Genomic DNA, 24928 nt, shown 5'->3' with positions numbered 1-24928 from the left:
GGCGGTCCGCCTTCCCGACGTCGTCGCGACCGCTCCCCGGGGGCGTCGCCTCAGCGCACGTCGGCGGCGGCGGCGCGCCCCGCCGTACGCCCCGAGAAGAGGCAGCCGCCCAGGAACGTGCCCTCGAGCGCGTTGTAGCCGTGCATGCCGCCGCCGCCGAAGCCCGCCACCTCGCCCGCGGCGTACAGGCCCGGCAGGGGGGCGCCCGACGCGGTGAGGCAGCGGGCGCGCAGGTCGGTCTCGAGCCCGCCGAGGCTCTTGCGCGTCAGCACGTGCAGGCGGACCGCGATGAGCGGACCCGCCGCCGGGTCGAGGAGGCGGTGGGGGGAGGCGACGCGGACGAGCTTGTCACCCAGGTAGCCCCGCGCCCCCCGCAGCGCGGTGATCTGGGCGTCCTTCGTGTACGGGTTCTCGATCTCGCGGTCGCGCTGCTCGACGAGGCGGCGCAGGGCGGTCTCGTCGATGCGGGCGGTGCCGTTGCGCTCGTTCATGCCGGCGACGAGGGTCGTGAGGTCGTCGGCCACGACGAAGTCCTCGCCGTGCTCCTTGAACGCCTCGATCGGGCCCGGGGCGCCGGGCGTGACACGCTTGAGCAGCAGCCGCAGGTCCTTGCCGGTGAGGTCGGGGTTCTGCTCGGATCCCGAGAGCGCGAACTCCTTCTCGATGATCTTCTGCGTCAGCACGAACCACGAGTGGTCGTGGCCGGTGGAGCGCAGGTGGCGCAGGGTGCCCAGGGTGTCGAACCCGGGGTGGTACGGCGCGGGCAGCCGGTCGCCGTTCGCGTCGAGCCACAGCGAGGAGGGGCCGGGCAGGATGCGGATGCCGTGGTTCGCCCAGATCGGGTCCCAGTTGCGGATGCCCTCGACGTAGTGCCACATGCGGTCGGGGTTGACGACGCGGGCGCCCGTCGCCTCCGTGATGCCGAGCATCCGGCCGTCGACGTGGGCCGGGACACCGGCGACCATCGACGCGGGCGGCTCGCCGAGGCGGGCCGGCCAGTTGCGCCGTACGAGGTCGTGGTCGCCGCCGATGCCGCCGCTGGTGACGACGACCGCCTGCGCGCGGATCTCGAAGTCGCCGGTCTCGTCGCGGTTGGAGGCGCCGCCGCGCCGGACGTCGTCCGGGGCGAGGGTGCGCCCGCGCACGCCCACCGCCGCACCGCCCTCGACGACGACCTCGTCGACGCGGTGCCGGAACGCGAGCTTGAGCCGGCCCGTGGCCACGTGCTCACGCACCCGCCGCTCGAACGGCGCGACGACGCCCGGGCCCGTGCCCCACGTGATGTGGAAGCGCGGCACCGAGTTGCCGTGGCCCTCGGCCCGCCCGTCGCCGCGCTCGGCCCAGCCCACCACCGGGAAGATGCGGTGGCCCATCGCCCGCAGCCACGAGCGCTTCTCGCCCGCGGCGAAGTCGACGTAGGCCTCCGCCCAGGCCCGGGGCCAGCGGTCCTCCTCACGGTCGAACTGCGCGGAGCCCATCCAGTCCTGCAGCGCGAGGTCGACGGAGTCGCGCACGCGCATGCGCCGCTGCTCCGGGCTGTCGACGAGGAAGAGCCCGCCGAGGCTCCAGAACGCCTGGCCGCCCAGCGACTGCTCGGGCTCCTGGTCCACCAGCACGACCCAGCGGCCCGCGTCGGCGGCCTCCGCCGCGGCGACCAGTCCGGCCAGGCCGGCTCCGACGACGACGACGTCCGTGCGCACGGGTGGGCTCCCTCCCCCGGCCGGGCACCTCCCGGTCGGCCGCGCCCATGATGGCGCACCGGGCGTCCCCGCGGGGCGGTACGCCGGGGGCGCGTCAGGCGTCGGGGACGGGCGTGCGAGCGGGGCCGGCGCTCAGCCGGGTCCCGAGCGCGTGGGCCTCGCGCAGCAGCAGGGCGCCCAGCTCGCGGCGCCGGGCGGGGGCGAACCGGGCCTCGATCCCCGTGAGGGTCAGCGCCCACGCCGGGCGACCCGCGCCGTCGAACACCGCGGCGGCGAGCCCCCAGCTGCCCTCGACGATGAGCCCGGGGTTGGTGGCGTAGCCGTCGGCCCGGGTGGTGGCGATGCGGGCCCGCAACGCCTCGGGGGCGTGGGGCGCGCCGTACCGGGGGGCGAGGTCGACGCGGGCGAGGTAGTCCTCCACCTCGCGGTCGGGCAGGTGGGCGAGCACGACGAGCCCCGCCGAGACGACCCCGAGCGGGAACCGTGCACCCTCGACGAGCACGTGGGAGCGGATGGGGAAGTCACCGTCCTCGCGCAGCAGGCAGACGGTGTCGTCGCCGCGGCGCGCCGAGAAGAAGGCGCTCTCCCCCGTCACCTCGGCGAGGCGCCGCACCGCGGGGTGGGCCACCTGGGCGACGTCGTAGCGACGTGCCGCCGCCGCGCCCAGCACGAACAGCTCCGGCCCGAGGTGCCAGCGGCCGCTCCCGGCCGCGCGGTCCACGAACCCCTCCTCGAGCAGCGCGCTCAGCAGCCGGTGGACCGTCGGGCGCGGCAGCCCGACGGCCCGGGCGAGGTCGGCCGTGCGGGCTCCCGCGGCGTCGAGCTCGGCGAGCGCCCGCAGCACGGCCGCGGTGCGCCCGACCATGCCCAGGGGTTCGCTCACGACGGGATCGTACGACGCGTCCGCTCAGTGGACGCGTCCAGCGAGAGGCGGTCACCCGGCGAGCAGTCCCGACCGGTCGCTTGACCCCGTGCGGGCCCAGCGGTGGACTCGCGGACGGGTCGCTCGGGCGACACCGGACGGACGCAGCAGGACGAGGGCAGGACGAGGGCAGGAGGAGCCGGGTGGACAAGGTCGTCGCCTCGGCCGCTGAGGCGGTCGCGGACATCGGGTCGGGGTCGAGCATCGCCGTCGGGGGCTTCGGCCTCTGCGGGATCCCGACCGTCCTGCTGGAGGCACTGCTCGCCACGGGCGTGGACCAGCTGGAGGCGTTCTCCAACAACGCCGGCGTGGACGACGCGGGCCTCGGCCTGCTGCTCGGAGCGGGCCGGCTGCGGCGGATGGTGGCCTCCTACGTCGGGGAGAACAAGGAGTTCGCGCGGCAGTACCTCTCCGGCGAGCTCGAGGTCGAGCTCACGCCCCAGGGCACCCTGGCGGAGCGGATGCGCGCGGGCGGCTCGGGCATCCCCGCGTTCTTCACCGCCACCGGCGTCGGCACCCAGGTGGCCGACGGGGGCCTGCCCTGGCGCTACGACGCCGACGGCAACGTCGTGAAGGCCTCGCCCGCCAAGCAGACCCAGGTCTTCGAGACGACCGACGGCGAGAAGGAGTTCGTGCTCGAGGAGGCGATCGTCGCCGACTTCGCCCTGGTGCGGGCCGCCCGCGGCGACCGCCACGGCAACCTCGTGTTCCGCCGCTCGGCCCGCAACTTCAACCCGCTGGCCGCCATGTGCGGCCGGGTGACGATCGCCGAGGTCGAGGAGCTCGTCGAGCCCGGCGACCTCGACCCCGACCACGTGCACCTCCCGGGCGTCTTCGTGCACCGGGTGGTGCCGCTGACCCCCGAGCAGGCGGCGGACAAGCGGATCGAGAAGCGCACGGTGCGCGCGAGCGGCGAGGAGGCCTGACATGGGCTGGACCCACGACGAGATGGCGGCCCGCGCGGCCCGAGAGCTGCACGACGGCTCCTACGTGAACCTGGGCATCGGCCTGCCGACCCGGGTCCCCAACTTCGTGCCCGACGACGTCGAGCTCGTGCTGCAGAGCGAGAACGGCATCCTCGGCGTCGGCGCCTACCCCACCGACGATGCCGTCGACCCCGATCTCATCAACGCCGGCAAGGAGACGGTGACGGTGCGGCGGGGCGCGTCCTACTTCGACTCCGCGACCAGCTTCGGCATGATCCGCGGGGGCAAGGTCGACGCCGCCATCCTCGGCGCCATGCAGGTGTCCGAGGCGGGCGACATCGCCAACTGGATGATCCCCGGGAAGATGGTCAAGGGCATGGGCGGCGCGATGGACCTCGTCCACGGCGCCGCGAAGGTCGTCGTGCTCATGGAGCACGTGGCGCGCGACGGGTCCTACAAGATCGTGCGGGAGTGCTCGCTGCCCTACACCGGCCGCGGCGTCGTGCAGCGCATCATCACCGACCTCGCCGTCATCGACGTCACCCCCGACGGCCTGCGCCTCGTCGAGCTCGCGCCGGGCGTCGACGAGGCCGAGGTCCGCGCCAAGACGGAGCCCGACCTGCTGGCCTGAGCCCGCGTCACCCGAGGCGGCGGCTGAAGACCAGCACGCCCCGGGCGGGGTCGAGCTCGTGCGGGGGGACGCCGGAGAGCGCGACGAGGTCGTCGAACGACCCGTACCCGCCGATGCCGTCCCGCACGGCCACCACCTGCTCCGCCAGCGGCAGGGGCAGGTGGGCGTGCTGCGCGAGGGTGCGGGCGTCGACGCGGTTCACGTCCACGAGGCCACCGTCGGGGAACGTCCGGCCGACGAGATCGGGGCGTCCGATCCGCAGCTCGTGCGCGAGCGCGGGCTGGTCGTCCATCAGGTGCCGGGCCGTCTCCCGTGCCGCTACCGTCTCCCGGTGCACGGCGACCGCCGCGGCCTGCTGCTCGAGCACGGGCGACGGCTGCGAGCGGGACACCGCAGGACTGTCGTCCGCGAAGACCCACGCCCGGATCGCCACGGCGTGCGCCAGACCCACGAACAGGAGCACGACCATCGCCGCCGTGAACAGGGCAGCATCGAGGCCGCCCCGATCACGGTCGACGCCGAACAGCGCCGCGACCGCGGCCAGGTAGACCGCGACGGCGACCGCCTGCGCCCGGCTGCGCTTCTTGACCGCCGCGTGGGCCATGATCGCCGGGGTGCCGAGGCCCAGCGTGACAGCGGGCACGAGCGCCCACAGCCAGCTCACGAGGGTGGTGTTCCTGCCGTTGCTCACGGCTGCTCTCCTTCCCCTTCCGAGCGGTCTTCATGCCCGGTCCTGGTAGGAACGAAGCGTGGCCACCGCCCGCATCACCCCCGCGACGCTCGGCGCGTGGCTCGTCAAGACCGACCCCCGCGCGAACCCCGACCTGGTCGCGGCGGCGAGGGGCGGCGTACCGCTCGTGGTGACGAGGCGCTGCGTCAGCGACAACTACCGCGGCCGGATGATGGCGCCGGGCGACCGGGTGCTCCTCTGGGTGTCCGGCGACGGGCGGCTGCTGACGCGCGGCATCTGGGGGCTGGGGAACGTGACCGCCGCCGTGCGCCCCCGCGACGGTGACGGACGCCCGGAGGTCGGGCTCGACGTACCGCTCCTGCCGGACGGCGTGCCGGCCGAGGAGGTCCGGGCCGCCGGCGCGGGCGACCTCGAGGTGCTGCGGATGCCCGCCGGCTCCAACCCGTCCTGGGTGTCCCGCGAGCAGCTCGCCGTGCTGGTCCCGCTGCTGCCGGCCTGGCCCGCCGGATCGTCGGACAGGGGCGCCGCGAAGCCCTAGTCTGGCGAGGACCCCGGCGCTGCGGCGCCGCCTCCCGCGCCCTGCTGAAGACCGCTTCTGCACCGCCACAAGTTGTGCGGTGGTTGTCCACAAGCACGGTGGCGTCATCCCGTTCCTGGTGTGGACTGTTCCCTCCCACGCGCGGTGCGTGGAGATGGAAGGACACTCGGGTGCTCGGACCGGAACGTGATGTGACGCTGCGCGGACGCGTGCGCGTGTTCGTCGTCTGGCAGCTGCCCACGCTGCTGCTGACGGCCTACCTGGCGACCGCCCTGGCCCTGACGGCCCCGCACCTCCTGGCGAGCACACCCATCGTCCTCTCCCTCGCCCTCGTCGCCGCGGCCTCCGTCGCCGCCCTCGCCGCGCCGTGGGAGCGCTGGGGCCTCGCCTGGCGCATCGTCGTGCCCGCGGCCACCCTGCTGGCGACCGTGGTGCTGCGCCTCGACCTGGGCGACCTCCGCTCGATCGGCCTGCTCTCGGTGCTGCCGCTGACGTGGCTGGCGTTCGAGTTCGGGGGGCGCGGCATCGTCCTCGCGCTGGCGGGGGCGTTCGCCCAGAGCGCCTGGACCTTCGTCGGTCCCGGCACCGGCCTGTCCACCGGCCTCGCCTGGGTGCAGGCCTCGCTGTTCCCCGTGGTGACGATCGCGGTGGTCGTGACCGCCCGCTCGCTGGCGATGCTGCTGCAGCGCAAGCAGGACGACCTCCTCGCCTCCCGGGCGGCGCTGCGGGAGCAGCTCGACCTGGCGCGGCACCGCCTGCTCGTCGCCGAGCGCGTCACGGGCGTGATCGACGCCGGCGTCTGCTACCTCGACGACCGCGGCCGCCCCGCGCTGCTCAACCCCTACGCGCGGCACCTCGCGGCGCTCGCGGGGTACGACGCGAGCCAGCCCGTCCCCGTCGGTCCGCCCCCGGGCTCCCCCCACCGCGTCTTCTACGAGGACCGCGTCACCCCGGTCCCGGCCCGCGAGCAGATCGTCGCCCGGGCCCGACGGGGCGACGACGAGCCCGGCCGGCTCTACTGGGTCGGTCCGCCCGGCGACCAGCGGGCCATGATGGCCTCCTGCCACCAGCTGTGGGAGGGCCGCGCCCCCTCCGGCGGCGGGCAGCACCGCGGCCCCCTCCCCGGCACGGGCACGGGTCCCGGCTCGGGGGCGGCCGACGAGCGGGCCGACGAGCCGCCGGTGCACCTCGGGTCCGTCGTCGCTGCGTGGGACGTCACCGAGCTCACCGAGGCGGTGGAGGTGCGCGACCGGTTCCTCTCGACCGTCTCCCACGAGCTGCGGACGCCGCTCACCTCGATCATCGGCCACAACGAGCTGCTCGCCGAGGCGCTGGAGAACGGCGGCCACCGCCCGGGTGACCCGCGCCTGGTGCGCTCGGTCGACTCCGCGCGCCGCAACGCCGCCGTCCTCATGGGACGCATCAACGACCTGCTGGAGGCGTCCCGCGAGGACCTCGCCGACGTCGGTGGCGACCGCAGCCCGACGGACCTCGCCGACCTGGCCCGCCAGGCGCACGACCGCCACCGCGCGCTGGCGGCCGAGCGCAGCACGACGCTGCGCCTCGACGTACCACCCGCGCCGGTGCGCGTGCTGGCGCAGCCCCGCCTGGCGCAGGCCGTGGACCAGCTCGTGTCGAACGCCGTCAAGCACTCCCCGGACGGCGGCTGCGTCACCATCACGGTGCGCCGCGAGGACGGGCCCAACGGCCCCGACGCCGTGGTGGCCGTGCGCGACACGGGTGACGGCATGACCCCGGCGGAGGCGCGCCAGGCGTTCACGCGCTTCTACCGCACCGAGCGGGCCCGCCGCAGCGCCACCCAGGGCCTCGGCATCGGCCTGCCCGTCGCGCAGCGCGTCGTCGCCGCGCACGCCGGCACCATCGAGCTCGACAGCGCCCCCGGCGCCGGGACCACCGCCACGATCCGCCTGCCCCAGGAGCGCACCCCGTGAACCTGACGCACGAACGTCACGGCGAGGTCCGACGACCGGGCCACCTCGTCGTCCGCAGCTCCGCGCAGGGCGACGAGCAGCACCGCAGCCACCACGTCAGCTGGGCGGGGCACGGCACGGTCCACGACGTGGTCGCCCTCCCCCACCCCCGCACCGCGCTCTACCCGGGTTCCGACGTGCGGGCCCGCAGCCTGCAGGAGGGCGACGGCCAGCTGGTGCTCCTGCTGCGCCCCATCGACGCGCGGGTCGACATCGTGTGGCGCGACGACGCCGGCGCCCGCCACGGCGCGGTCCTCGACGGCGACACCGGGGCGCTGCGCGCGATGACGACCGCCGAGCTCGACCGCGGCGGCAGCACGGGCCCGCGCTCCTGACGTCCTGGCTCAGGCCCGGGCGTCCACCCGCTCCAGGAAGGCCAGGACGCGGTCGATGAGCAGGCCGGCGGCCTCCTCGTCGTACGACGGCAGCGTCGGGTCGGCGAACAGGTGCGCGTCCCCGGGGTAGAGGAACAGCTCGCCGCCCTCGACCTGCGCGGTGAGCGCCCGGGCGACATCGAGGTCGCCCTCGCCCGCGAAGTACGGGTCCTCGGTCATGCCGTGCACCTGCACCGGGACCTCGTCGGGCCAGCGGTCGCCGAACTCGCTGGGCGGCACGCAGGCCTCGAGGAGCAGCGCACCTCGGGCGCCCGTACGACCCTGCGCGAGCATCTGCGCGGGCAGCACGCCGAGGGAGAACCCGGCGTACACGAGCTCGGTCGGGAGGTGGCCGACCGCGGCCGCCCCGCGCTGCAGCATCGCCGGGAAGCCGATGTCGGCGACGTGGTTGACCCCGTCGACGACCGTGTCGAACGTGCGCCCGTCGAAGAGGTCGGGGGTGTGGACCTCGTGGCCGGCCTCGCGGAGGCGCTCGGCGAACCCGAGGACGCCGTCCGTCAGGCCCTGGGCGTGGTGGAACAGGACGACGGTGGCCATGGCTGCCTCCTCGGCTGGGGGTACGGCGGCCACCCTAGGCGCCGGGCGGGAACCCGTCGTCCGGGACGTCGTCGTGGTGGCACACCCACGCCTCGAACTCGGCGAGCACGAGGTCGAAGCGCCAACGGTCGACGACGGCGAGGTCGCCCGCCTGCCCGAAGGGGTAGAACAGCCACGTGAAGGACGACGGGGCCAGGACGACCGTGAGCGCCTCGTCGCGGACGATCTCCCGCAGCAGACGGCGCAGCTCACCGGCCTCTACCCCGGGACCCACGACCCAGAAGTACGTGATGGGCTCACCGCCGCGCTGCACGCCCCCGTACGGACGGTCGGTCCGCCAGGGCCATGCCTCGGGGAACGCCCTCCGGAAGTGGCCAGCCATGATGTTGCGTCGCCCGTACTCGTGCCCGACGATCACGAGGGGCTCGTCCTCGTGCAGCTTGCGCAGCCGCCGGACGAGCCGGAGGTAGAGGTCCACCACGTCGGCGTCGTCCGCGTCACCGTGCGGCAGCCGGCCGTCGGCCAGTCCGTCGAGCCGCACGTGGTGGGCGCCTGGCAGCGCCCGGACCTCCCACGCGTCGGGCGCGTGTCCCGGCCACGCCGCCGCCCAGGCGGCGCTCAGGGCCCGGGCGTCTCCGGAGTCCGCGGGCTCCCGGAACGAGCCCGACCTACAGCCGCGCAGCCGTTCGAGGAGGGATCTCACGGCGCTGGTGGGCCCGCCATGTCGACAGCGCTCGGGTGCTCTGGTCCGGTCACCGGGGCATCCTGTCGCGTCCTAGGCCCGCCGCCTATTTGAACGCGTTCAGTTCTGCGCTACGGTCAGCCCATGAGGATCGTGATACCCGGCGGGACCGGGCAGGTCGGAGGCATCCTGCGGCGGGCGCTGGCGGCGGAGGGGCACGACGTCGTCGTGCTCAGCCGGCGTCCGGAGGCCCTCGAGCCGGGCGTGCGGCACGTGGTGTGGGACGGGCGCACCGTCGGCCCGTGGGCCGAGGAGCTCGACGGGGTCGACGCCGTCGTCAACCTCGCCGGCCGCTCCGTCAACTGCCGCTACACCGACCGCAACCTGCGGCAGATGATGGACTCGCGGGTCACCTCGACCCGGGTCGTCGGCGCCGCGATCGCGCAGGCGGAACGGCCGCCCCGGGTGTGGCTGCAGATGAGCACCGCGACGATCTACGCCGACACGCGCGGCCCCGCCCACGACGAGACCCACGGCGTCATCGGCGGCGAGGAGCCCGACGTACCCCTGTACTGGGAGTACAGCGTGCGGATCGCGCGGAGCTGGGAGGCGGCGCAGGCGGAGGCGGCGACGCCCGCCACCCGCCGCGTGGCGCTGCGCACCGCCCTCGTGATGAGCCCCGACCGCGGCGGCATCCTCGACTACCTGCTGTGGATGGCGCGCCTCGGCGTGGGTGGGCCGGTGGCGGGCGGCGGGCAGTACGTCTCGTGGATCCACGAGGACGACCTCGTCCGCGCCGTCCTGCTGCTCCTCGAGCGCGACGACATCGACGGGCCGGTCAACGTCGCCGCCCCGGAGCCGCTCCCCCAGCGAGAGCTGATGCGCGCCCTGCGCCGGGAGTGGGGCCACCGCCCCGGCCTGCCGGCCACGCGGTGGATGGCCGCGCTCGGGGCGTTCGCGCTGCGCAGCGACACGGAGCTGCTCCTCAAGAGCCGCCGCGTCGTGCCCGGGCGGCTGCTCGAGGCGGGCTTCACCTTCGAGCACCCGTCGTGGCCCGAGGCCGCCGCCGACCTCGTGCGGCAGGTGCGGTCGCGCTGAGCGCACCTGCGACAGCAGGCCGGCGACGGCTCGCCCTCCGCCACCGCGACCCCGCACGAACGGGAGGGCCTCGGCGTCAGCCGATCCACTCGTTCCCGGTCAGCTCGTCGAGCGCGGTGATGTCGAGGGTCGGCTCGATGCCCGACTCCGGGGCGAACCCGTAGTGCTCGACCGCCCGCCGTACCCACTCGGCGGCGTCGATGTTGAGCGGGCTCGAGACCCACAGCGCGTAGGGCAGGTTCACGAAGCGCTCCTCGCGCACCGCCGCCAGGTCGCGCGACGCCGGGTTGGAGCGCAGCACCTCGACCTTGTCCTCGAAGGACTGGCCCGGGTAGTCGACGAAGAAGATGACGTCGGGGTCGGCGGCGGCGAGCGTCTCCCAGCCGACCTCGGTCCAGGTGTCGTCGACGTCGGCCGTGGCGTTGGTGACGCCGGCGGCGTCGAAGATGGCCTGGGGCCCGCCGTACGAGCCCGAGGTGAAGATCGCGTCGGTGCCGGAGTCGAAGAGGAACGCCGTCGGCGCCTCGGCGGGCTGCGGCGCCTCCTGCAGCGCGGTACGACGGGCCTCGATGTCGGCGACCACCTGCTCGGCGGTCCCGGCGTGGCCGGTGAGCTCGCCGATGTTGCGCAGGTCGGTCGTCAGGGCCGTCCAGGCGTCCATCGTGCCGCGGCCGCCGTCGTCCTGCTGGCAGGTCTCGCTCAGCAGGTAGGTCGCGATGTCGTGCTCCTCGACCATGTCGGGCACGAGGTTGCGGGCCTCGCTGAACCCGTAGCCCCACCCGGCGAACATCAGCTGCGGGTCGACGGCGAGGACGTTCTCCAGCGTCGGGAACTGGTCGCCGACGACCTCGAGCTCGTCGACACGGTCGTCGGGGTAGGCGAGCTCGAGCACGTCCTGGTCCCGCGCCATGCCGGTGACGGCGACGAGCTCCTCGCGCGCGCCCGCGGCGAGGGCGATCGAGATGATGCCGCCGTCGTAGGCGTAGAGCTCGGTGACGGGCTCGGCGACGGTCAGGTCCTCGCCGCAGTTCTCCACGGTGATGCCGCCCGCGGCGGCCGAGCCGGGGTCGTCCGCCCCGCAGCCGGCGAGCAGGGAGGCGCCGAGGGCGAGCGAGACGAGGCCGACGAGGCGGGCGGGGGCGCTGCTGCTCACGAGAGGTCCTTCCGGGCGTGGATGAGGAGGTGGGACTGGTCGAGGTGGGGGTGGGCGACCTGGGTCGACCCGACCCCGAAGTGGGCCGCGACGTTGGGGGCGCTCAGCACGTCCTCGGGACGGCCGACGGCGACGAGGCCGGCGGGCCCGGCACCCCGCCGGTCGGGGTCGGGCCACCCGACGACGGCGACGACGTCGAAGAAGCGCAGGGCCAGGTCGAGGTCGTGGATGGTGGCGACGAGCGTCTCGGCGCGCTCGGCCAGCACCTCGAGCAGGCGCAGCTGCCAGGAGACGTCGAGGTGGTTGGTGGGCTCGTCGAGCAGCATGACCGGGCACTGCTGGGCCAGGCCGCGGGCCAGCACCGCGCGGCGGCGCTCGCCGCCGGAGAGCTGGTCGCAGGGGTCGTCGACGCGGTCGGCCAGGCCGACGGCGGCCAGCGAGGCGAGCACGACCTCGCGCTCCGCCGTACCCCCGCGGGACCAGGGCCGGGCGCGCGGGACGCGGCCCAGCGCCACCATCTCGCCGACCAGCAGCTCGGCCGCGACCACCTCCTCCTGGGGCACGTAGGCCAGGCGGCGGGCCCGCTCCCGGGTCGACACGTCGTGGCTGTCCTCGAGCCGGCCGGCGGCGTCGGCGATGAGCACGTCGCCCGCCCCGGGGTGCAGCACGCCGGCCAGCACGCGCAGCAGGGTAGTCTTGCCGGCCCCGTTGACGCCGACGATCCCGAGCCGGCCTCCCCGGGGTACGTCGAGGTCCACGTCGCGCAGGACCTCCCGCCCGCCGAGACGGGCCGTGACGCCGCGCAGGCGCAGCGCCAGGTCGGGGGGCGCCTGCGACGGGCTCCCGGCGCTCACCGGCCGCCGCCGAACTCGTAGCGGCCCCGGCCCATGAGCAGCAGGAAGAGCGGCGCGCCGACGACCCCGGTCACGACCCCCAGGGGGATCTCCTGGGGCCGCACCGCGAGGCGGGCCACCACGTCGACCCAGAGCAGGAACAGACCGCCGCCGAGCGCCGCGACCGGCAGCACGACGCGGTGCTGCGCGCCGACGACCAGCCGGGCGGCGTGGGGCACGATGAGGCCCACGAAGCCGATGCCGCCGCTCACCGCGACCAGCACGCCGACGAGCACCGCGAGGCCCACGAAGAGGGTGGTGCGCAGCCCGCCCACGCTGACGCCGAGCGCCGACGCGGTCTCGGGACCGGCCGCGAGGGCGTCCATCCACCGGTGGATCGCGACCATGGCCACGGTCGCCACCGCGACGACGACGGCGGGGATCACGAGCTTCTCCCAGGTCGCGCCGCCGACGCTGCCGAGCATCCAGAACATGACGGAGTTGGCGGCGCGCGGGTCGTCGCTGAGGAAGACGAGGAACGAGGCGATCGCCGACAGCCCCGAGGAGAGGACGACCCCGGAGAGCACGAGGCGCAGCGGCGTCAGGCCGCCCTGCGCGGTCGCCACCAGCCACACGAGGAGCGCGGCCACGAGGGCGCCCAGCAGGGCGCCGACGGAGATGGCGTAGATGCCGAGCGCGCCGAGCACCCCCATGGTGATGACCGCCGTCGCGCCGACGGACGCCCCCGAGCTGATGCCCAGCAGGTACGGGTCGGCCAGCGGGTTGCGCACCAGGGTCTGCATGCCGGCGCCGGCCACGGCCAGGCCGGCGCCCACGATGAAGGCCAGCAGCGCCCGCGGCAGGCGCAGCTCCCACACGATCACGTCCCAGCGGCCCGGCTCGCGCCCGGCGAGGCGGTCGGTCACCGCCGACACGACCTCGCCGACGGGGATGGCCTCGGACCCGAAGGCCAGCGACACGACGATGCTCGCGAGCCCGGCTGCGGCCAGCACGAGGACGAGCGGCCAGAACGGCAGGCGCCGGCGGGGGCGCGCGGTCCGGGTCCGCTTCCCGTGGCTCACGGGGTGGGGCCGGGTGTGGGTCGAGGACGGGGTGACGGGTCCACGGCGAGGTGCCTCTCGGGTCCGGGGCCCTGTGCGCGAGGGCCCGCTGTCGAACACGAGAGCCGACAGGTCTTCGGACTCGGGATCGTCCGACGACACCGCCTTCCCAGGACTCCCGCCCCAGTGGCACCTGGTGTCGCCGTCTCCCTCACCGCTGCGCGCCAGTCCCGGATTCCCACCGGTGTTCCCTGGCATCCGTTCGGATGCGATCGACTCGCCCGCGAACGTAGCACGGGGGCGCCGCGCGCGGGGCCCGCGGTCTCAGCGCCCGGCGAGCAGGGGGGTGCGCGGCGGCCGCGCCTGGGCCACACTGCTCGGCATGGAGCTCGTCTGGGTGGCTGCGGCGCTGACGGCACTGCCGCTCGCGCTCGTCGTCCTCACCGCGCTCGGCAGTCGGCGGCGCGGTGCGGGACGGGTGCGCGCGGCGGCGGCCGGCGCGCTGTTCCCCGTCACGTGGGTGGCGTGGTACCTCGTGGACGCGCCCCCGCGGTGGTGGCACGCGGCGGGCGGCTGAGCGGTACGGCGAGCGCCGTACCGGCCCGGTGGGTCACGTCGGACGGGTCAGAGGACGACCAGCACCAGGACGAGCAGCGCGGTGAGCGCCAGCGAGAGCAGGATCGAGCCGAAGCAACCGAGGCGGTTGCTGAAGAACAGGAACACGGGGGCCTCCGGGGGTAGGCGTGGACCGGGGCAGGTACCCGACCCGGCCGCCCGTCAGCCGGTGACCTCGTCGTCGACGATCAGGTAGCCGCCGTCCGTGGGCTCCAGGTAGAGCCGACGGACCTCGCTCTGCGACGACCCGTCGGTGGTGTAGGTGAGGGACACGTCGACCGCGTCCTCGCCCGCCGGCTGGACGTCGTCGACCGACACGGCGTCGATCGTCGCCCAGAAGCCCTCGTAGTCGTCGAGGCTGCCGACCTCGGCCTGGAAGTCGCTGCCGAGCATCGCCCACGCCATCGCGGTGTCGCCGGGCAGCGCCCCGTAGTAGGACTCGACGAACGCAGCACGGCCGGCCTCGTCGTCGGGCGCGGGGGTGGTCGTCGTGGGCGCGGGCTCGGAGGTCGAGGCGCTGGGCTCCGGGCTCGCCGGCTCGTCCTCGGTGGCGGTGCTCGCCGGGGCCTCGCGGGTGGGGGTGGTGCTCGTGCGGTCGTCGGCGCTCTGCTGGTCGTCGTCGCCCTGGCCCCACACGAGGAAGGCGACGCCGCCGAGCACGGCGAGGAGCGCGAGAGCGGCCACGAGCGGCCAGCGCCGGCGGGCGCGGTCGTCGACCGGGTCCGGCGCCACGGGCGGGGGTGGTGCCGGGCGCGTCTGCGTGGCGACGGGTACGGCGACCGGTTCGGCCGGCGACGCCGGCGTGGTCGGGCCCAGGAACGCTCCCGAGCGCGGCAGCGCCTCCCCGGAGCCGTGCCGCGCCGCGACGCGGCGCAGGGCGTGGGCGGCGTCGTCCATCGACCAGCGGGACACCGGGTCGGGGTCCATCATCCGGGCGAGGACGTCGCCGAGGACGCCTGCCCGCTGCGGCTGCGGCGGGCGCTGCGTGGCGATCGTGGCGAGCAGCGCGATGGCGTTGCCCTGCTCGGGGTACGGCGGAGCGCCCTCCACCGCCGTGTACAGCGTGGCCCCGAGCGCCCAGACGTCGGCGGCCCGGCTGGGCTCCTCACCGCGGGCCAGCTCGGGCGAGAAGAACGCCGGGCTCCCGACGACGATGTCGGAGCGCGTCAGCTGGTCGTCCCCGGAGGTGCGGGCGATGCCGAAGTCGGAGATCTTCGCGACGTCGTCCTCGGTGACCAGGATGTTGCCGGGCTTCACGTCGCGGTGCACCGTGCCGCGGTGGTGGGCGGCCACCAGACCGTCGGCGACCTGCGCGCCGATCCGGGCGACGCGCGCCGGCGACAACGGACCCTCCTCGGCGACGATCTGCGAGAGGGTCCGGCCCGCGACGTACTCCATCACCATCCAGATGTGGTCGCCGTCCTGGATGGCGTCGTACACCGACACGACGTTGCGGTGGTTGAGCGCCGCGAGCGAGCGCGCCTCCCGCATCGCGCGGGCCATGTCGGGCGTCGACTCGCCCGGCAGCTTGCCGACCTGCTTGGCGGCTACCGCCCGGCCGAGGACCTCGTCGTGGCACAGCCAGACGCTGCCCATCCCCCCGCGTCCGATCTCCCGCTCGATGCGGTAGCGGCCGGCGATGATCTGCGGCGGCATGCGGCTCCTCCTCCGGATCGGCTGGCTCGTCGTGGCCCTGCTGGGGTCGTCGCGCTCCGCACCCGTTACCCACCGGGCGCGCCGACCACGCTCCCACGGCGGGTGAGCCAGCGGGCGGTGGGTACCGAACCTCCATGAAGCTGTTGAGGAGCGCCGCTGTGATCGGGATCGGCAAGAAGCTGTACGACGAGGCCCGCAAGCCGCACAACCAGGCCAAGATCAAGAAGGCGGTGGCGTCGGCGAAGAACCGACGCTCGCGCCCGAAGCTCTGACACCCACGCTCGTCGTCGGCGGCCGATGGTCACCGACGGCGGGCGTGGGTGGCAGGGCGTCTGCCGCTGCGCGGCTCACACGTTGAAGCGGAACTCCACCACGTCGCCGTCGGCCATGACGTAGTCCTTGCCCTCCATGCGGACCTTGCCGGCCTCCTTGGCCTTCTGCATCGAGCCCGCGGCGACGAGGTCGTCGAACGAGACGATCTCGGCCTTGATGAAGCCGCGCTGGAAGTCGGTGTGGATGACGCCGGCGGCCTCGGGGGCGGTCGAGCCCTTCTTGATCGTCCAGGCCCGCGTCTCCTTGGGGCCGGCGGTCAGGTAGGTCTGCAGGCCGAGGGTGTCGAAACTGACGCGGGCGAGCACGTCGAGGCCGGGCTCGTCGACGCCCGTCTCGGCCAGCATCTCGCGGGCCTCGTCGTCGTCGCCCAGCTCGACCAGCTCGGCCTCGAACTTCGCGTCGAGGAAGATCGCCTCGCTGGGCGCGACCAGGTCGCGCATCTTCTGCTTGAGCTCCTCGTCGGCGAGCTCGTCGGCGTCGCAGTTGAAGACGTAGATGAACGGCTTGGCGGTCAGCAGCGACAGCTCGCGCACGAGCTCGCGGTCGACCGCGGTGGCGATGATCGGCGTACCGGCCTCGAGGTGGCCCAGCGCCTCCTTGGCCGCGGCGAGGGTGGCGGCCAGCTCCTTCTTGGCCCGCGCCTCCTTCTCCAGGCGCGGGATCGCCTTCTCCACCGTCTGCAGGTCGGCCAGGATCAGCTCGGTCTGGATGGTCGAGATGTCGTTGGCGGGGTTGACCTCGCCGTCGACGTGGGTGACGTCCTCGTCGCGGAAGACACGCGTGACCTGGCAGATCGCGGCCGACTCGCGGATGTGGGAGAGGAACTTGTTGCCCAGGCCCTCGCCCTCGCTCGCGCCGCGGACGATGCCGGCGATGTCGACGAACTCGACGGTCGCGGGCAGCACCTTGGCCGAGCCGAAGATCTCCGCGAGCACCGCGAGGCGCTCGTCGGGCACGCCCACGACGCCGACGTTGGGCTCGATCGTGGCGAACGGGTAGTTCGCCGCGAGCACGTCGTTCTTCGTCAACGCGTTGAAGAGCGTCGACTTGCCTGCGTTGGGGAGACCGACGATGCCGATGGTGAGAGCCACGGGGCGCGAGTGTACGGCGCGCCGCACCCGCCGCTCACATCTGCGGCCGCCCCGTCGGTGCGGCGTGGGAGGCTCGCTCCGTGAGCACCCCGACGTCGCCGCCCCGGCAGGATCCGCCCGCGGACCCGACCCCCGTCGCCCTGCGCCTCCCGGCGCACCAGGTGTCGCCGCGCGCCCGCGGCTACTGGCGGCTCACCGCGGCGCTGGCGACGTCGCTCCCGGTGATCGGCCTGGCGGTGGCCTGGGTGCTGTGGGGCGAGCGGCCGTGGTGGTTCACGCTGCTCCTCGTCGCGTCCGTCGTGGTGCTTCTCGTCGAGGTCGTCGTCATGCCGCCGCTGCGCTACCGCATCCACCGGTGGGAGGTCACCGGCGACGCCGTCCACACCCGCAGCGGCTGGCTGAGCATCGACGAGCGGGTGGCCCCGCTGTCGCGCGTGCAGACGGTCGACTCCTCGCAGGGGCCGATCCAACGCATGTTCCGCCTGAGGTCGCTGACCGTCACCACCGCGTCGGCGGCCGGCCCGATCAGCATCGAGTGCCTCGACGAACAGCTGGCCCGCGAGCTCGTCGCCGACCTCACGGCCATCACCTCCGCCACCCGGGACGACGCGACGTGAGCGAGCCGCACCCCCCGCCGTACGCCCCGCCGCACCCCCCGCCGTACGACCGGCCGGTCGACCGGCCGGTCGACCCGGACGACGGCTGGACGCGCCTCGACAAGCGGATGCTCGTCATCGGCCCGGTGCGCGTGCTGGGGCAGTTCGCCTTCCCGCTGCTGCTCGGCTTCATCGGCATCGGCACGCAGATGGGCCCGTGGGCGCTGCTCTTCGTGCCGATCGCCGTCGTGGCCGCGTGCGTGCTGGGCGCGATCCCGTGGCTGACGACGTACTACCGCCAGACCGCCACCCACTTCGAGGTCCGCCGCGGCCTGCTCAACCGCACCAACCAGACGGCGCCGCTCGACCGGGTGCGCAGCGTCGACCAGACCGCGTCGCTGCTGCACCGCGTGCTCGGCGTGACGAAGGTCGAGATCGGCACCGGCGTCGACGACAGCCGCATCACCCTGGACGTCGTGACCGCACCGGAGGCCCACCGTCTGCAGGTCGCGCTGCTGCCCCGGACCGCGGAGGGCGCGGGGCCGGCCCCGACCCCCGCCGTCGGTGGGGGCGAGGCGGCGGCGGACGCGTCGCCGTACCCGCCGGAGGCCGTGCCGGGCGCCCCCGTCGGCGTGCCGGGTCCCGGTGCGGAGCAGGTGCTCGCGACGCTGCGATGGTCGTGGCTGCGCTTCGCCCCGCTGAGCCTCGCGCGGCTCGCGATCGTGGCCGGCGCGTTCGGTGCCGGCTCGCAGTTCTTCGACGACCTGCCGATCTTCGACACCGAGCACGCCTCGGCGCTGTGGGACTGGCTGGGCCGGCAGTTCCTGCCGCTGCTGCTGCTCGTGGTCGCCGTCGTGCTGCTGGTGCTGTGGCTGGTGATCTCGCTGACGGGGTACGTCGTGCAGTGGGCCGGCTTCCGCCTCGTGCGCGAGCCCGGTGGGCGCCGGCCCGGCGACACCTCGCTCCACCTGCGCGCCGGCCTGCTCACGACGCGCTCCGTCACCGTGGAGGAGCGGCGCGTGCGCGGCGTCGAGCTCGTCGAGCCCGCCCTGATGCGGTTTGCGGACGGCGCCGAGCTGTCGACGCTCGCCACCGGGGTCGAGAACGGCACCACCAAGGTGCTGCCCTCCTGCCCCCTCGACGTGGCGGTCGCCGTCGGTCACGACGTGCTGGGCCCCGACGCGGCGGCCGCCGCTCCCCTCACCACCCCCCTCGTGCAGCACGGCCCGGGTGCTCGTCGTCGCGCCCACGTGCGCTGGCAGTGGTCGACGCTGATCTTTGGCACGGCAGCCCTCGCCGCGCTCCTGGTCGACGGCACGCCCGGCTGGGCGCCCGTGCCGGTCGTCGTGTTCTTCGCGGTGCTCGGCGTCGCGGGGGCGGAGTCGTCGTACCGCAACCTCGGCCACGCCCTCACGACGCTCGACGGGCGGCCGCGGCACCTCGTGGCCGGCAGCGGCGCGTTCGCGCGCACCCGCACCGTGCTCGAGGCCGAAGGCGTCATCGGCTGGGTGGTCGAGCAGTCGTTCTTCCAGCGTCGTACGGGTCTGGCCGACCTGGTGGCGACCACCGCGGCCGGCGGGGAGTCCGTGCGCGTGCGCGACGTCGACCTCGGCGTCGGGCTGCGCCTGGCCGACGCCGCGACGCCGGGCCTGCTGACCCCGTTCCGCGCCGCCCCCGCACGGGCCACGTAGCCTCGAGCGGTGCGCATCGCGACCTGGAACGTCAACTCCCTCCGCTCCCGCATCGACCGCGTCGAGGCCTTCCTCGAGCGGCACGACGTCGACGTGCTGGCGCTGCAGGAGACGAAGGCGCGGGTCGACCAGCTGCCGCTGATGGGCCTGCAGGCGCGCGGCTACGAGGTGGCCGCGGCCGGCACCAGCCAGTGGAACGGCGTGGCGATCATCAGCCGCGTCGGCCTCGAGGAGGTCGAGGTCGGGTTCCCCGGCATGCCGGGCTGGGGCGAGCCCGTCGAGCCGGAGGCGCGGGCGATCGGCGCGGTCTGCGGCGGGGTGCGCGTGTGGTCGCTCTACGTGCCCAACGGGCGCAAGGTCGACGACCCGCACTACGTCTACAAGCTCGACTGGCTCGCCCGCCTGCGCGAGGCCGCCGGCGCCTGGGCGGACACCCCGACCGCGCTCGTGGGCGACTGGAACATCGCGCCGCGGGACGAGGACGTGTTCGACATGAAGCAGTTCGCGACGTCGACGCACGTGACGCCGCGCGAGCGCGCCGCCTTCCAGGCGTTCCTCGACGACGGCTGGGTCGACGTCGTGCGGCCGCACACGCCGGGGCCGGACGTCTACACGTACTGGGACTACTACCGGCAGCGGTACGAGCGGAACCGCGGCCTGCGCATCGACTTCGTCGTCGGCTCGCCGAGCTTCGCCGACCGCGTGACGGGGGCCTTCATCGACCGCGAGGAGCGCGCCGGCAAGGGTGCGTCCGACCACGCCCCCGTCGTGGTGGACCTGGACTGAGGAGCCGCGCAGCCTGGCGGAGACACGACCACACGCCCAGGCCCACCAGCCACGGGCGGCTGTCGCGAGCACTCTGGGTACAGGGCGGCGCACTTTCGCTAGGTTGACGGTTGTGGCACTCACCGGTGACGAGCGGCCGTGAGCCTCACGGCCCTGCTGATCAGCGTGTCGACGAGCACGTCGCTCTACATCTTCGACGGCGACGATGCCACGCTGGATCGAGTCGCAGCGGGGCTGCTCCTGCTCGCCACCGTGACGCTCTGCGCGTACCACCTCCTCACCCCTCGCGGGCGGGCCAGCATCACCACCGTCGCGGGCGCGCCCACCAGCGCCCGGGGCAGAGTCGCCGCGGCCGTCTCGGGTGCCGCCATCGCAGCCGTCGTCCTGGCCGTCTGGATCGGTCTCGACCTCCCTTACTGGTTCGGCGTCCTCGTCCTATTTCCCGTGGGTGGCGCTGTCATGTTCGTCATCGACAAGACCGTCCTGCGCCTGAGCCGGCACCAGGTCGTCGCAGGCCCAGACGCGCCCAGCCGTCCGCTCGAGCACGACCCCCGCGGGACGCCGTGACAGCGCTTCTCATGCCCGTCGTGGTCGCGACCGGCGCTGCCGTCATTTTCGTGGCGGGCTTCTTGGTCGACGACGTCTCCACCACCCACCGCACAGCGGGTCAGACGTCGTGCGTGGCTGTCGGCTGCCTGTTCGGCTACTCCGTCGCCACCGTCCGCGGTCGGGAGAGGTGGAGACGCCCCGCGCGGCGGGAGCCGATGTCCACCGACGAGCAGTGGGGACTCTTCTTCGGCCTCACCACCGGCTTCCTCAGCATTGGTGCTGTTCAGTGGGCCAGACGTTCACTGGTGGCTCAAGGTCACGATCGTGATGCCGTTGACCGGAGCGGCTGCGGTCCTCGTCCAGATCGTCTTCCTCCGGTCGAAGAGGTCCCGTCGGGTGGCGGCGGGAGTGGACCGTGACGACTGACCACCACCCCGACCGCCGCAACGACGTCTTTGCCGCGTTCAACGTGCTGTTCATCCTCGCCGCGTCCACGCTCCCGAGGTTGTTCGACCTGCCGGACTGGTCGTTCCTTCCTGTGGTGGCCCTCGCTGTGGTCGTGTACGCAGTGCTCGCCTTCGCGCTGCTCCGGTACCTCGGCAGGAACCGGACCTCCTGACCGCCCGCGGCCTCCACCGCAGGGACCCCGAGCGCGCAGCGTCCGCGTGCGCAGATTCAGCCACGGCCCCGCCCGCCGACTGAATCCACGCACTCCCCCGGCCGCCGTCCGGGCGGGCAGCGCCCAGGCGGGGAAACCTCAGCGCTGCAACGCCCGGAACACCCCCGAAACATCGGTTTCCTAGCGTGCGGCGCGTGACCCTCCTCCCCGTGCCCGACCGGCCGCTCGACGCCGGGGTGGGGCCGATCCGCTCGGCGACCTACCTCCCGTCGGCCCGCGAGAACCTCCTGTGGGGGCGCCTGCCCTGCGCGCGCGACCGGCCGGTGCTCACGGTCGACCCCGGCACCGAGGTCACCGTCGACACCCTCAGCCACGAGGGCGTGCTGGAGGACCAGGGCCGCGACCCGCGCGCCTTCTTCGCCCGCCACGGGGTCGAGGGCGACGGAGTGCTCGCCGACGCCGTCGACCTCGCCGCCTCCGACCACCCGCACGACCCCGGCACCGAAGGCCCGCACGTGGTCACCGGGCCGATCGCGGTCACCGGCGCGCGCCCCGGGGACCTGCTCGCGATCACCGTCCTCGAGACCCTGCCGCGGGTCCCCTACGGCGTCGTCTCCAACCGGCACGGCCGCGGCACGCTGCCCGGCGAGTACCCCCTCGACGACCTCCCCGTCTTCTCCGCTTTCGCAGCCATGGCCGAGCACACGGGCGCCGGCGGGGAGCGGGCGTCGTACGGGGAGCTGCCCCTCACCCACGCGGGGTACGGCGACCCGCAGGCGCCGCGCGCCCGGTTCCCGCTCGCGCCCTTCCTCGGGATCATGGGCGTGGCGGTCGCGGACGAGGCCCGGCCCCACTCGGTGCCGCCCGGCGCCCACGGGGGCAACCTCGACATCAACCTGCTGACCGTCGGGTCGACGCTCTACCTCCCGGTGCAGGTCGCCGGGGCGCTGGCCTACCTCGGCGACCCCCACTTCGCGCAGGGCGACGGCGAGGTCGCGCTCACGGCGATGGAGGCCAGCCTCCGCGCGACCGTCCGCCTCGACGTCGTCGCGCACGAGGACGCGGTGGCCGCCTTCGGCGACCTGGCCGGCCCGCTCGCCGCCACCTCCGACCACCTCGTGCCCACCGGCCTCGACCCCGACCTCGACGTCGCGACCCAGAACTGCGTGCGCGCCGCCATCGCCCTGCTCGGCGCCCGCTACGGGATGGAGCCGGCGATGGCCTACGCCTACCTCTCGGCCGCCACCGACTTCGACATCTCCCAGGTGGTCGACGTCGTCAAGGGCGTCCACGCGCGGATCCGCACCGCCGACTTCGCCCACCTACCGCCGCCGACCGGCCCCCGCACGCGATGATGCCGCGCATGAGCGGTACGGCGAGCGCCCCCGACGACCTGCCCCCCGGTCTGGTCGAGGCCTTCTGGTCCTACGAGCGGGCGCTGATGGCCGACGACCTGGCGACGCTGGACGCGCTCTTCGCCCCCGGTCCCGACACCCTGCGCGCCGACGCCGCCGGCGTCCTCGTCGGCCACGAGCAGATCAGCGCGTTCCGCGGCGGCCGGGGCGGCGCGCCCCGCCGTACCGTCGTCGACGTCCGCGTCCAGGTGGTGGACGACGTCAACGCGCTCGTGATGGCCACCACCGAGCTGGCCCGCGGCGGCCGCGGCGTGCAGACCCAGCTGTGGCAGCGCCGCGAGCAGGGCTGGGTCGTCACGGCTGCCCACGTCGCGACCACCCCGCCCGCCCTCGACACCCGGATCTGGCGCGTCGTGGGCGACCCGCTCGTCACCGGCCGCGACGAGGGCCAGCTGGCCGGGGAGACGGTCGCCGTCAAGGACGTCTACGCCATCGCGGGCCAGAAGGTGGGAGCGGGCAGTCCGGCGTACCTCGCCGCCGCCCCGCCCGCGCCCCGCACCGCCCGGGCCGTGCAGCGCCTGCTCGACGCGGGCGCGGACGTCACCGGCATCGCGCGCACCGACGAGTTCGCGTGGAGCCTGTTCGGCACCAACGAGCACCACGGCACGCCGCCCAACCCGCACGCGCCGCGCCGGATCCCCGGCGGGTCGTCGTCGGGCTCCGCCACCGCCACGAGCCTCGGCCAGGTGAGCATCGGGCTCGGCACCGACACCGGCGGGTCGATCCGCGTGCCCGCCTCGTGGCAGGGGTTGTGGGGCATCCGGACCTCCCGCAACGCCGTGCCGCGCGACGGGCTGCTCGCCCTCGCGCCGACCTTCGACACCGTCGGGTGGATGACCCGCGACGCCGGCCTCCTCGCCCGCGTCGGCGACGTGCTACTCCCCCCGGCCCCGCCCCCGGCCGTGAGCGACCTCGTGCTCGCCACCGACCTGCTGGCGCTGGCCGCGCCCGACGTGCGCGCCTCGGTCGAGGCGGTCACCCGGTCGTGGGGCACCGTCTTCCGCGAGCCGTTCGGTGCCCACGAGCTGGCCGCCTGGCGGCGCACGTTCGTGCTCGTGCAGTCCGCCGAGGCGTGGCGCCAGCACGCGGGCTGGGTCGCCTCCCGGCTCTCGACCCTGAGCGCGCCGGTGCGGGAGCGCTTCGAGGCCGCCGCCCGCCTCGACCCCGCCGAGGTCGCGGCCGCCGCCGACGCCCTGACCGGCATCCGGCTCGAGATCCGCCACCGCATCGGCGACCGGGTGCTCCTCCTGCCCTCGACGCCGACGGTGGCGCCGTACCCCGGCACGGCCGACCAGCAGCTGCGCGACACCCTGCTCGCGCTCACCTCCATCGCCGGGATCGGCGGCCTCCCGGCGGTCAACGTGCCGCTGCGCACCGCCGAGGGACTGCCCTGCGGGGTCTGCCTCGTCGCCGCCCCGGGCCGCGACCGCGACCTCCTCGCGCTCGCCGCCGACCTCGCCCGCAGCCGCGCCGGCGCCTGACGAAACGTTCGTTACCACGGCGAAACGCGCGCGCCGGTCCGTGAAACACGGCGTCCCTAGGTTGGTCGCCGACCGCGGGGAAGGGAGCCAGGGGCGTGCGGATCGAGGACTTCAACGGCCTGCCGGCCGACGCGGCGCGGGAGGTGCTGCGCCCGGCCGCCGACGTCGGCTGGTGGGTCGACGGGCTCGTCGCCGCGCGTCCGTACGACGACCGCGACGCCCTGCTCGCCCGCGCCGAGCGCGACGCGGCCCGGTGGAGCACCGCCGACGTCGACGCCGCCCTCGCCCACCACCCCCGGATCGGCGAGCGCCCCGCCGGGGAGGGCGCCGAGGCCGCCCACAGCCGCCGCGAGCAGGCCGCGATCGTCGACCCCGGCCCCCGCGACCCCGGCCTCGAGGAGGCCGTCGCGGCCGGGAACGCGGCGTACGAGGCCCGCTTCGACCGCGTCTTCCTCATCCGTGCCGCGGGCCGCACGCGCAAGGAGATCCTCGACGAGCTCGTGCGCCGGCTCGACAACGAGCCGGCCGCCGAGGCCGCCGAGGTCGCCGAGCAGCTGACCCAGATCGCGCTCCTCCGACTCGACGGGATCCTCTCGTGACCACCTGCTCCACCCACGTGCTCGACGCCGCCCGCGGCGTGCCGGCGGCCGGGCTCAAGGTGACCCTGGCCGACGCCGACGGCGTCGCGCTGGCCCACGCCACCACCGACGGCGACGGGCGGGTGCGCTGGGACGAGCCCCTGGAGCGGGCGGGCGCGGGCGCCGAGCTCGACCCCGCGACGTACCAGCTGCGGTTCGCGACCGGCCCGTGGTTCACGGCCGCCGGGCGCGCCACCTTCTTCCCGCGCGTCGAGCTGACCGTGGCCCTCGCGGGACCGCACGTGCACGTCGCTCTGCTGCTGAGCCCGTACTCCTACACCACCTACAAGGGGAGCTGAG

The 24928-nt window shown here is 74.7% G+C and carries 27 protein-coding genes and 1 riboswitch; of the genes, 17 read left to right on the top strand and 10 right to left on the bottom strand.

The window, feature by feature from the left end:
* Positions 1-50: 50 nt before the first annotated feature.
* Positions 51-1700, bottom strand: a complete 1650-nt coding sequence (locus INN71_RS02350; protein ID WP_277500234.1) for an FAD-binding dehydrogenase — start codon at positions 1698-1700, stop codon at positions 51-53.
* Positions 1701-1794: 94 nt separating this feature from the next.
* Positions 1795-2583 carry an IclR family transcriptional regulator gene (locus INN71_RS02345; protein ID WP_277500233.1) on the bottom strand — a complete coding sequence of 263 codons (789 nt, stop codon included), beginning with the start codon at positions 2581-2583 and terminating at the stop codon, positions 1795-1797.
* Positions 2584-2765: 182 nt separating this feature from the next.
* Here INN71_RS02345 and INN71_RS02340 point away from each other — a divergent pair, with 182 nt between their 5' ends.
* On the top strand, positions 2766-3548 hold the full coding sequence (locus INN71_RS02340; RefSeq protein ID WP_277500232.1) for a CoA transferase subunit A: 783 nt from the start codon (positions 2766-2768) through the stop codon (positions 3546-3548).
* A 1-nt stretch (position 3549) separates the two neighbouring features.
* Entirely contained in the window at positions 3550-4179 is a 630-nt protein-coding gene (locus tag INN71_RS02335; protein ID WP_277500231.1) for a 3-oxoacid CoA-transferase subunit B, read from the top strand.
* Positions 4180-4186: 7 nt separating this feature from the next.
* On the opposite strand, the gene INN71_RS02330 is transcribed toward INN71_RS02335, so the two are convergent.
* Positions 4187-4870, bottom strand: a complete 684-nt coding sequence (locus INN71_RS02330) for a helix-hairpin-helix domain-containing protein (RefSeq protein WP_277500230.1) — start codon at positions 4868-4870, stop codon at positions 4187-4189.
* A gap of 58 nt (positions 4871-4928) precedes the next feature.
* Between INN71_RS02330 and INN71_RS02325 the strand changes: the two genes are divergently transcribed.
* From INN71_RS02325 to INN71_RS02315, 3 genes are all read left to right on the top strand, one after another.
* Positions 4929-5408, top strand: a complete 480-nt coding sequence (locus INN71_RS02325; protein ID WP_277500228.1) for an EVE domain-containing protein — start codon at positions 4929-4931, stop codon at positions 5406-5408.
* 170 nt (positions 5409-5578) lie between these two features.
* On the top strand, positions 5579-7360 hold the full coding sequence (locus INN71_RS02320) for a cell wall metabolism sensor histidine kinase WalK (protein WP_277500226.1): 1782 nt from the start codon (positions 5579-5581) through the stop codon (positions 7358-7360).
* Complete coding sequence (locus tag INN71_RS02315) at positions 7357-7734, top strand: hypothetical protein (protein ID WP_277500225.1); 378 nt, start codon at positions 7357-7359, stop codon at positions 7732-7734. The genes INN71_RS02320 and INN71_RS02315 overlap by 4 nt, the downstream gene beginning before the upstream one ends.
* A gap of 9 nt (positions 7735-7743) precedes the next feature.
* Here the strand turns inward: INN71_RS02315 and INN71_RS02310 are convergent, their stop codons facing one another.
* Positions 7744-8331, bottom strand: a complete 588-nt coding sequence (locus INN71_RS02310) for a dienelactone hydrolase family protein (RefSeq protein ID WP_277500224.1) — start codon at positions 8329-8331, stop codon at positions 7744-7746.
* A gap of 34 nt (positions 8332-8365) precedes the next feature.
* Positions 8366-8872 (bottom strand): hypothetical protein, encoded by a 507-nt coding sequence (locus INN71_RS02305; RefSeq protein WP_277500223.1) that lies wholly within the window; start codon positions 8870-8872, stop codon positions 8366-8368.
* Positions 8873-9157: 285 nt separating this feature from the next.
* On the opposite strand from INN71_RS02305, the gene INN71_RS02300 reads away from it, so the two are divergent.
* Positions 9158-10111 carry a TIGR01777 family oxidoreductase gene (locus tag INN71_RS02300; protein ID WP_277500222.1) on the top strand — a complete coding sequence of 318 codons (954 nt, stop codon included), beginning with the start codon at positions 9158-9160 and terminating at the stop codon, positions 10109-10111.
* A gap of 76 nt (positions 10112-10187) precedes the next feature.
* On the opposite strand, the gene INN71_RS02295 is transcribed toward INN71_RS02300, so the two are convergent.
* From INN71_RS02295 to INN71_RS02285, 3 genes are read right to left on the bottom strand one after another with little or no spacing between them, the layout of a single operon-like run.
* A complete protein-coding gene (locus tag INN71_RS02295) occupies positions 10188-11264 on the bottom strand; it encodes an ABC transporter substrate-binding protein (protein WP_277500221.1) in 1077 nt (358 codons plus the stop codon).
* A complete protein-coding gene (locus INN71_RS02290; protein ID WP_277500220.1) occupies positions 11261-12118 on the bottom strand; it encodes an ABC transporter ATP-binding protein in 858 nt (285 codons plus the stop codon). Before INN71_RS02290 ends, INN71_RS02295 begins: the two co-directional genes overlap by 4 nt.
* Positions 12115-13134 carry an iron ABC transporter permease gene (locus INN71_RS02285; RefSeq protein ID WP_301799689.1) on the bottom strand — a complete coding sequence of 340 codons (1020 nt, stop codon included), beginning with the start codon at positions 13132-13134 and terminating at the stop codon, positions 12115-12117. The genes INN71_RS02290 and INN71_RS02285 overlap by 4 nt, the downstream gene beginning before the upstream one ends.
* A 133-nt stretch (positions 13135-13267) precedes the next feature.
* A riboswitch (cobalamin riboswitch) is annotated at positions 13268-13450 on the bottom strand.
* 90 nt (positions 13451-13540) lie between these two features.
* On the opposite strand from INN71_RS02285, the gene INN71_RS02280 reads away from it, so the two are divergent.
* Positions 13541-13735, top strand: a complete 195-nt coding sequence (locus INN71_RS02280; RefSeq protein WP_301799387.1) for a hypothetical protein — start codon at positions 13541-13543, stop codon at positions 13733-13735.
* 200 nt (positions 13736-13935) lie between these two features.
* Here INN71_RS02280 and INN71_RS02275 read toward each other — a convergent pair whose 3' ends face one another.
* Entirely contained in the window at positions 13936-15429 is a 1494-nt protein-coding gene (locus INN71_RS02275) for a serine/threonine-protein kinase (RefSeq protein WP_301799386.1), read from the bottom strand.
* A gap of 134 nt (positions 15430-15563) precedes the next feature.
* On the opposite strand from INN71_RS02275, the gene INN71_RS02270 reads away from it, so the two are divergent.
* Positions 15564-15701 (top strand): hypothetical protein, encoded by a 138-nt coding sequence (locus INN71_RS02270; RefSeq protein WP_301799385.1) that lies wholly within the window; start codon positions 15564-15566, stop codon positions 15699-15701.
* Positions 15702-15776: 75 nt separating this feature from the next.
* Here the strand turns inward: INN71_RS02270 and ychF are convergent, their stop codons facing one another.
* Positions 15777-16853, bottom strand: coding sequence for a redox-regulated ATPase YchF (gene ychF / locus INN71_RS02265; protein ID WP_301799384.1), 1077 nt, complete (start codon positions 16851-16853; stop codon positions 15777-15779).
* Between the two features lie 80 nt (positions 16854-16933).
* Between ychF and INN71_RS02260 the strand changes: the two genes are divergently transcribed.
* The 9 genes from INN71_RS02260 to uraH all read left to right on the top strand — a co-directional run bounded on the left by INN71_RS02260 (position 16934) and on the right by uraH (position 24927).
* Complete coding sequence (locus tag INN71_RS02260; protein ID WP_277500215.1) at positions 16934-17470, top strand: PH domain-containing protein; 537 nt, start codon at positions 16934-16936, stop codon at positions 17468-17470.
* Positions 17467-19140, top strand: coding sequence for a PH domain-containing protein (locus tag INN71_RS02255; RefSeq protein ID WP_301799382.1), 1674 nt, complete (start codon positions 17467-17469; stop codon positions 19138-19140). The genes INN71_RS02260 and INN71_RS02255 overlap by 4 nt, the downstream gene beginning before the upstream one ends.
* Positions 19141-19149: 9 nt before the next feature.
* The gene (locus INN71_RS02250) at positions 19150-19926 is read left to right on the top strand and encodes an exodeoxyribonuclease III (RefSeq protein ID WP_277500213.1); all 777 of its coding nucleotides are present in this window, start codon (positions 19150-19152) and stop codon (positions 19924-19926) included.
* A 138-nt stretch (positions 19927-20064) separates the two neighbouring features.
* On the top strand, positions 20065-20493 hold the full coding sequence (locus tag INN71_RS02245; RefSeq protein ID WP_277500212.1) for a hypothetical protein: 429 nt from the start codon (positions 20065-20067) through the stop codon (positions 20491-20493).
* A 397-nt stretch (positions 20494-20890) separates the two neighbouring features.
* Positions 20891-21094 (top strand): hypothetical protein, encoded by a 204-nt coding sequence (locus tag INN71_RS02240; RefSeq protein ID WP_277500211.1) that lies wholly within the window; start codon positions 20891-20893, stop codon positions 21092-21094.
* Positions 21095-21288: 194 nt separating this feature from the next.
* Complete coding sequence (locus INN71_RS02235; RefSeq protein WP_301799381.1) at positions 21289-22449, top strand: acetamidase/formamidase family protein; 1161 nt, start codon at positions 21289-21291, stop codon at positions 22447-22449.
* Positions 22450-22457: 8 nt separating this feature from the next.
* A complete protein-coding gene (locus tag INN71_RS02230; protein ID WP_301799380.1) occupies positions 22458-23990 on the top strand; it encodes an AtzH-like domain-containing protein in 1533 nt (510 codons plus the stop codon).
* A 95-nt stretch (positions 23991-24085) separates the two neighbouring features.
* A complete protein-coding gene (uraD, locus tag INN71_RS02225; protein WP_277500208.1) occupies positions 24086-24589 on the top strand; it encodes a 2-oxo-4-hydroxy-4-carboxy-5-ureidoimidazoline decarboxylase in 504 nt (167 codons plus the stop codon).
* Positions 24586-24927: a hydroxyisourate hydrolase gene (uraH, locus tag INN71_RS02220; protein ID WP_301799375.1), complete on the top strand. Its 342-nt coding sequence runs from the start codon at positions 24586-24588 to the stop codon at positions 24925-24927. The genes uraD and uraH overlap by 4 nt, the downstream gene beginning before the upstream one ends.
* Position 24928 lies beyond the last annotated feature (1 nt).

Source organism: Nocardioides sp. ChNu-153 (assembly GCF_030466625.1).
Taxonomy (GTDB): domain Bacteria; phylum Actinomycetota; class Actinomycetes; order Propionibacteriales; family Nocardioidaceae; genus Nocardioides.
Note: the sequence above shows the minus strand (reverse complement) of the source record. Positions and strands in the feature narration are given on the sequence as shown.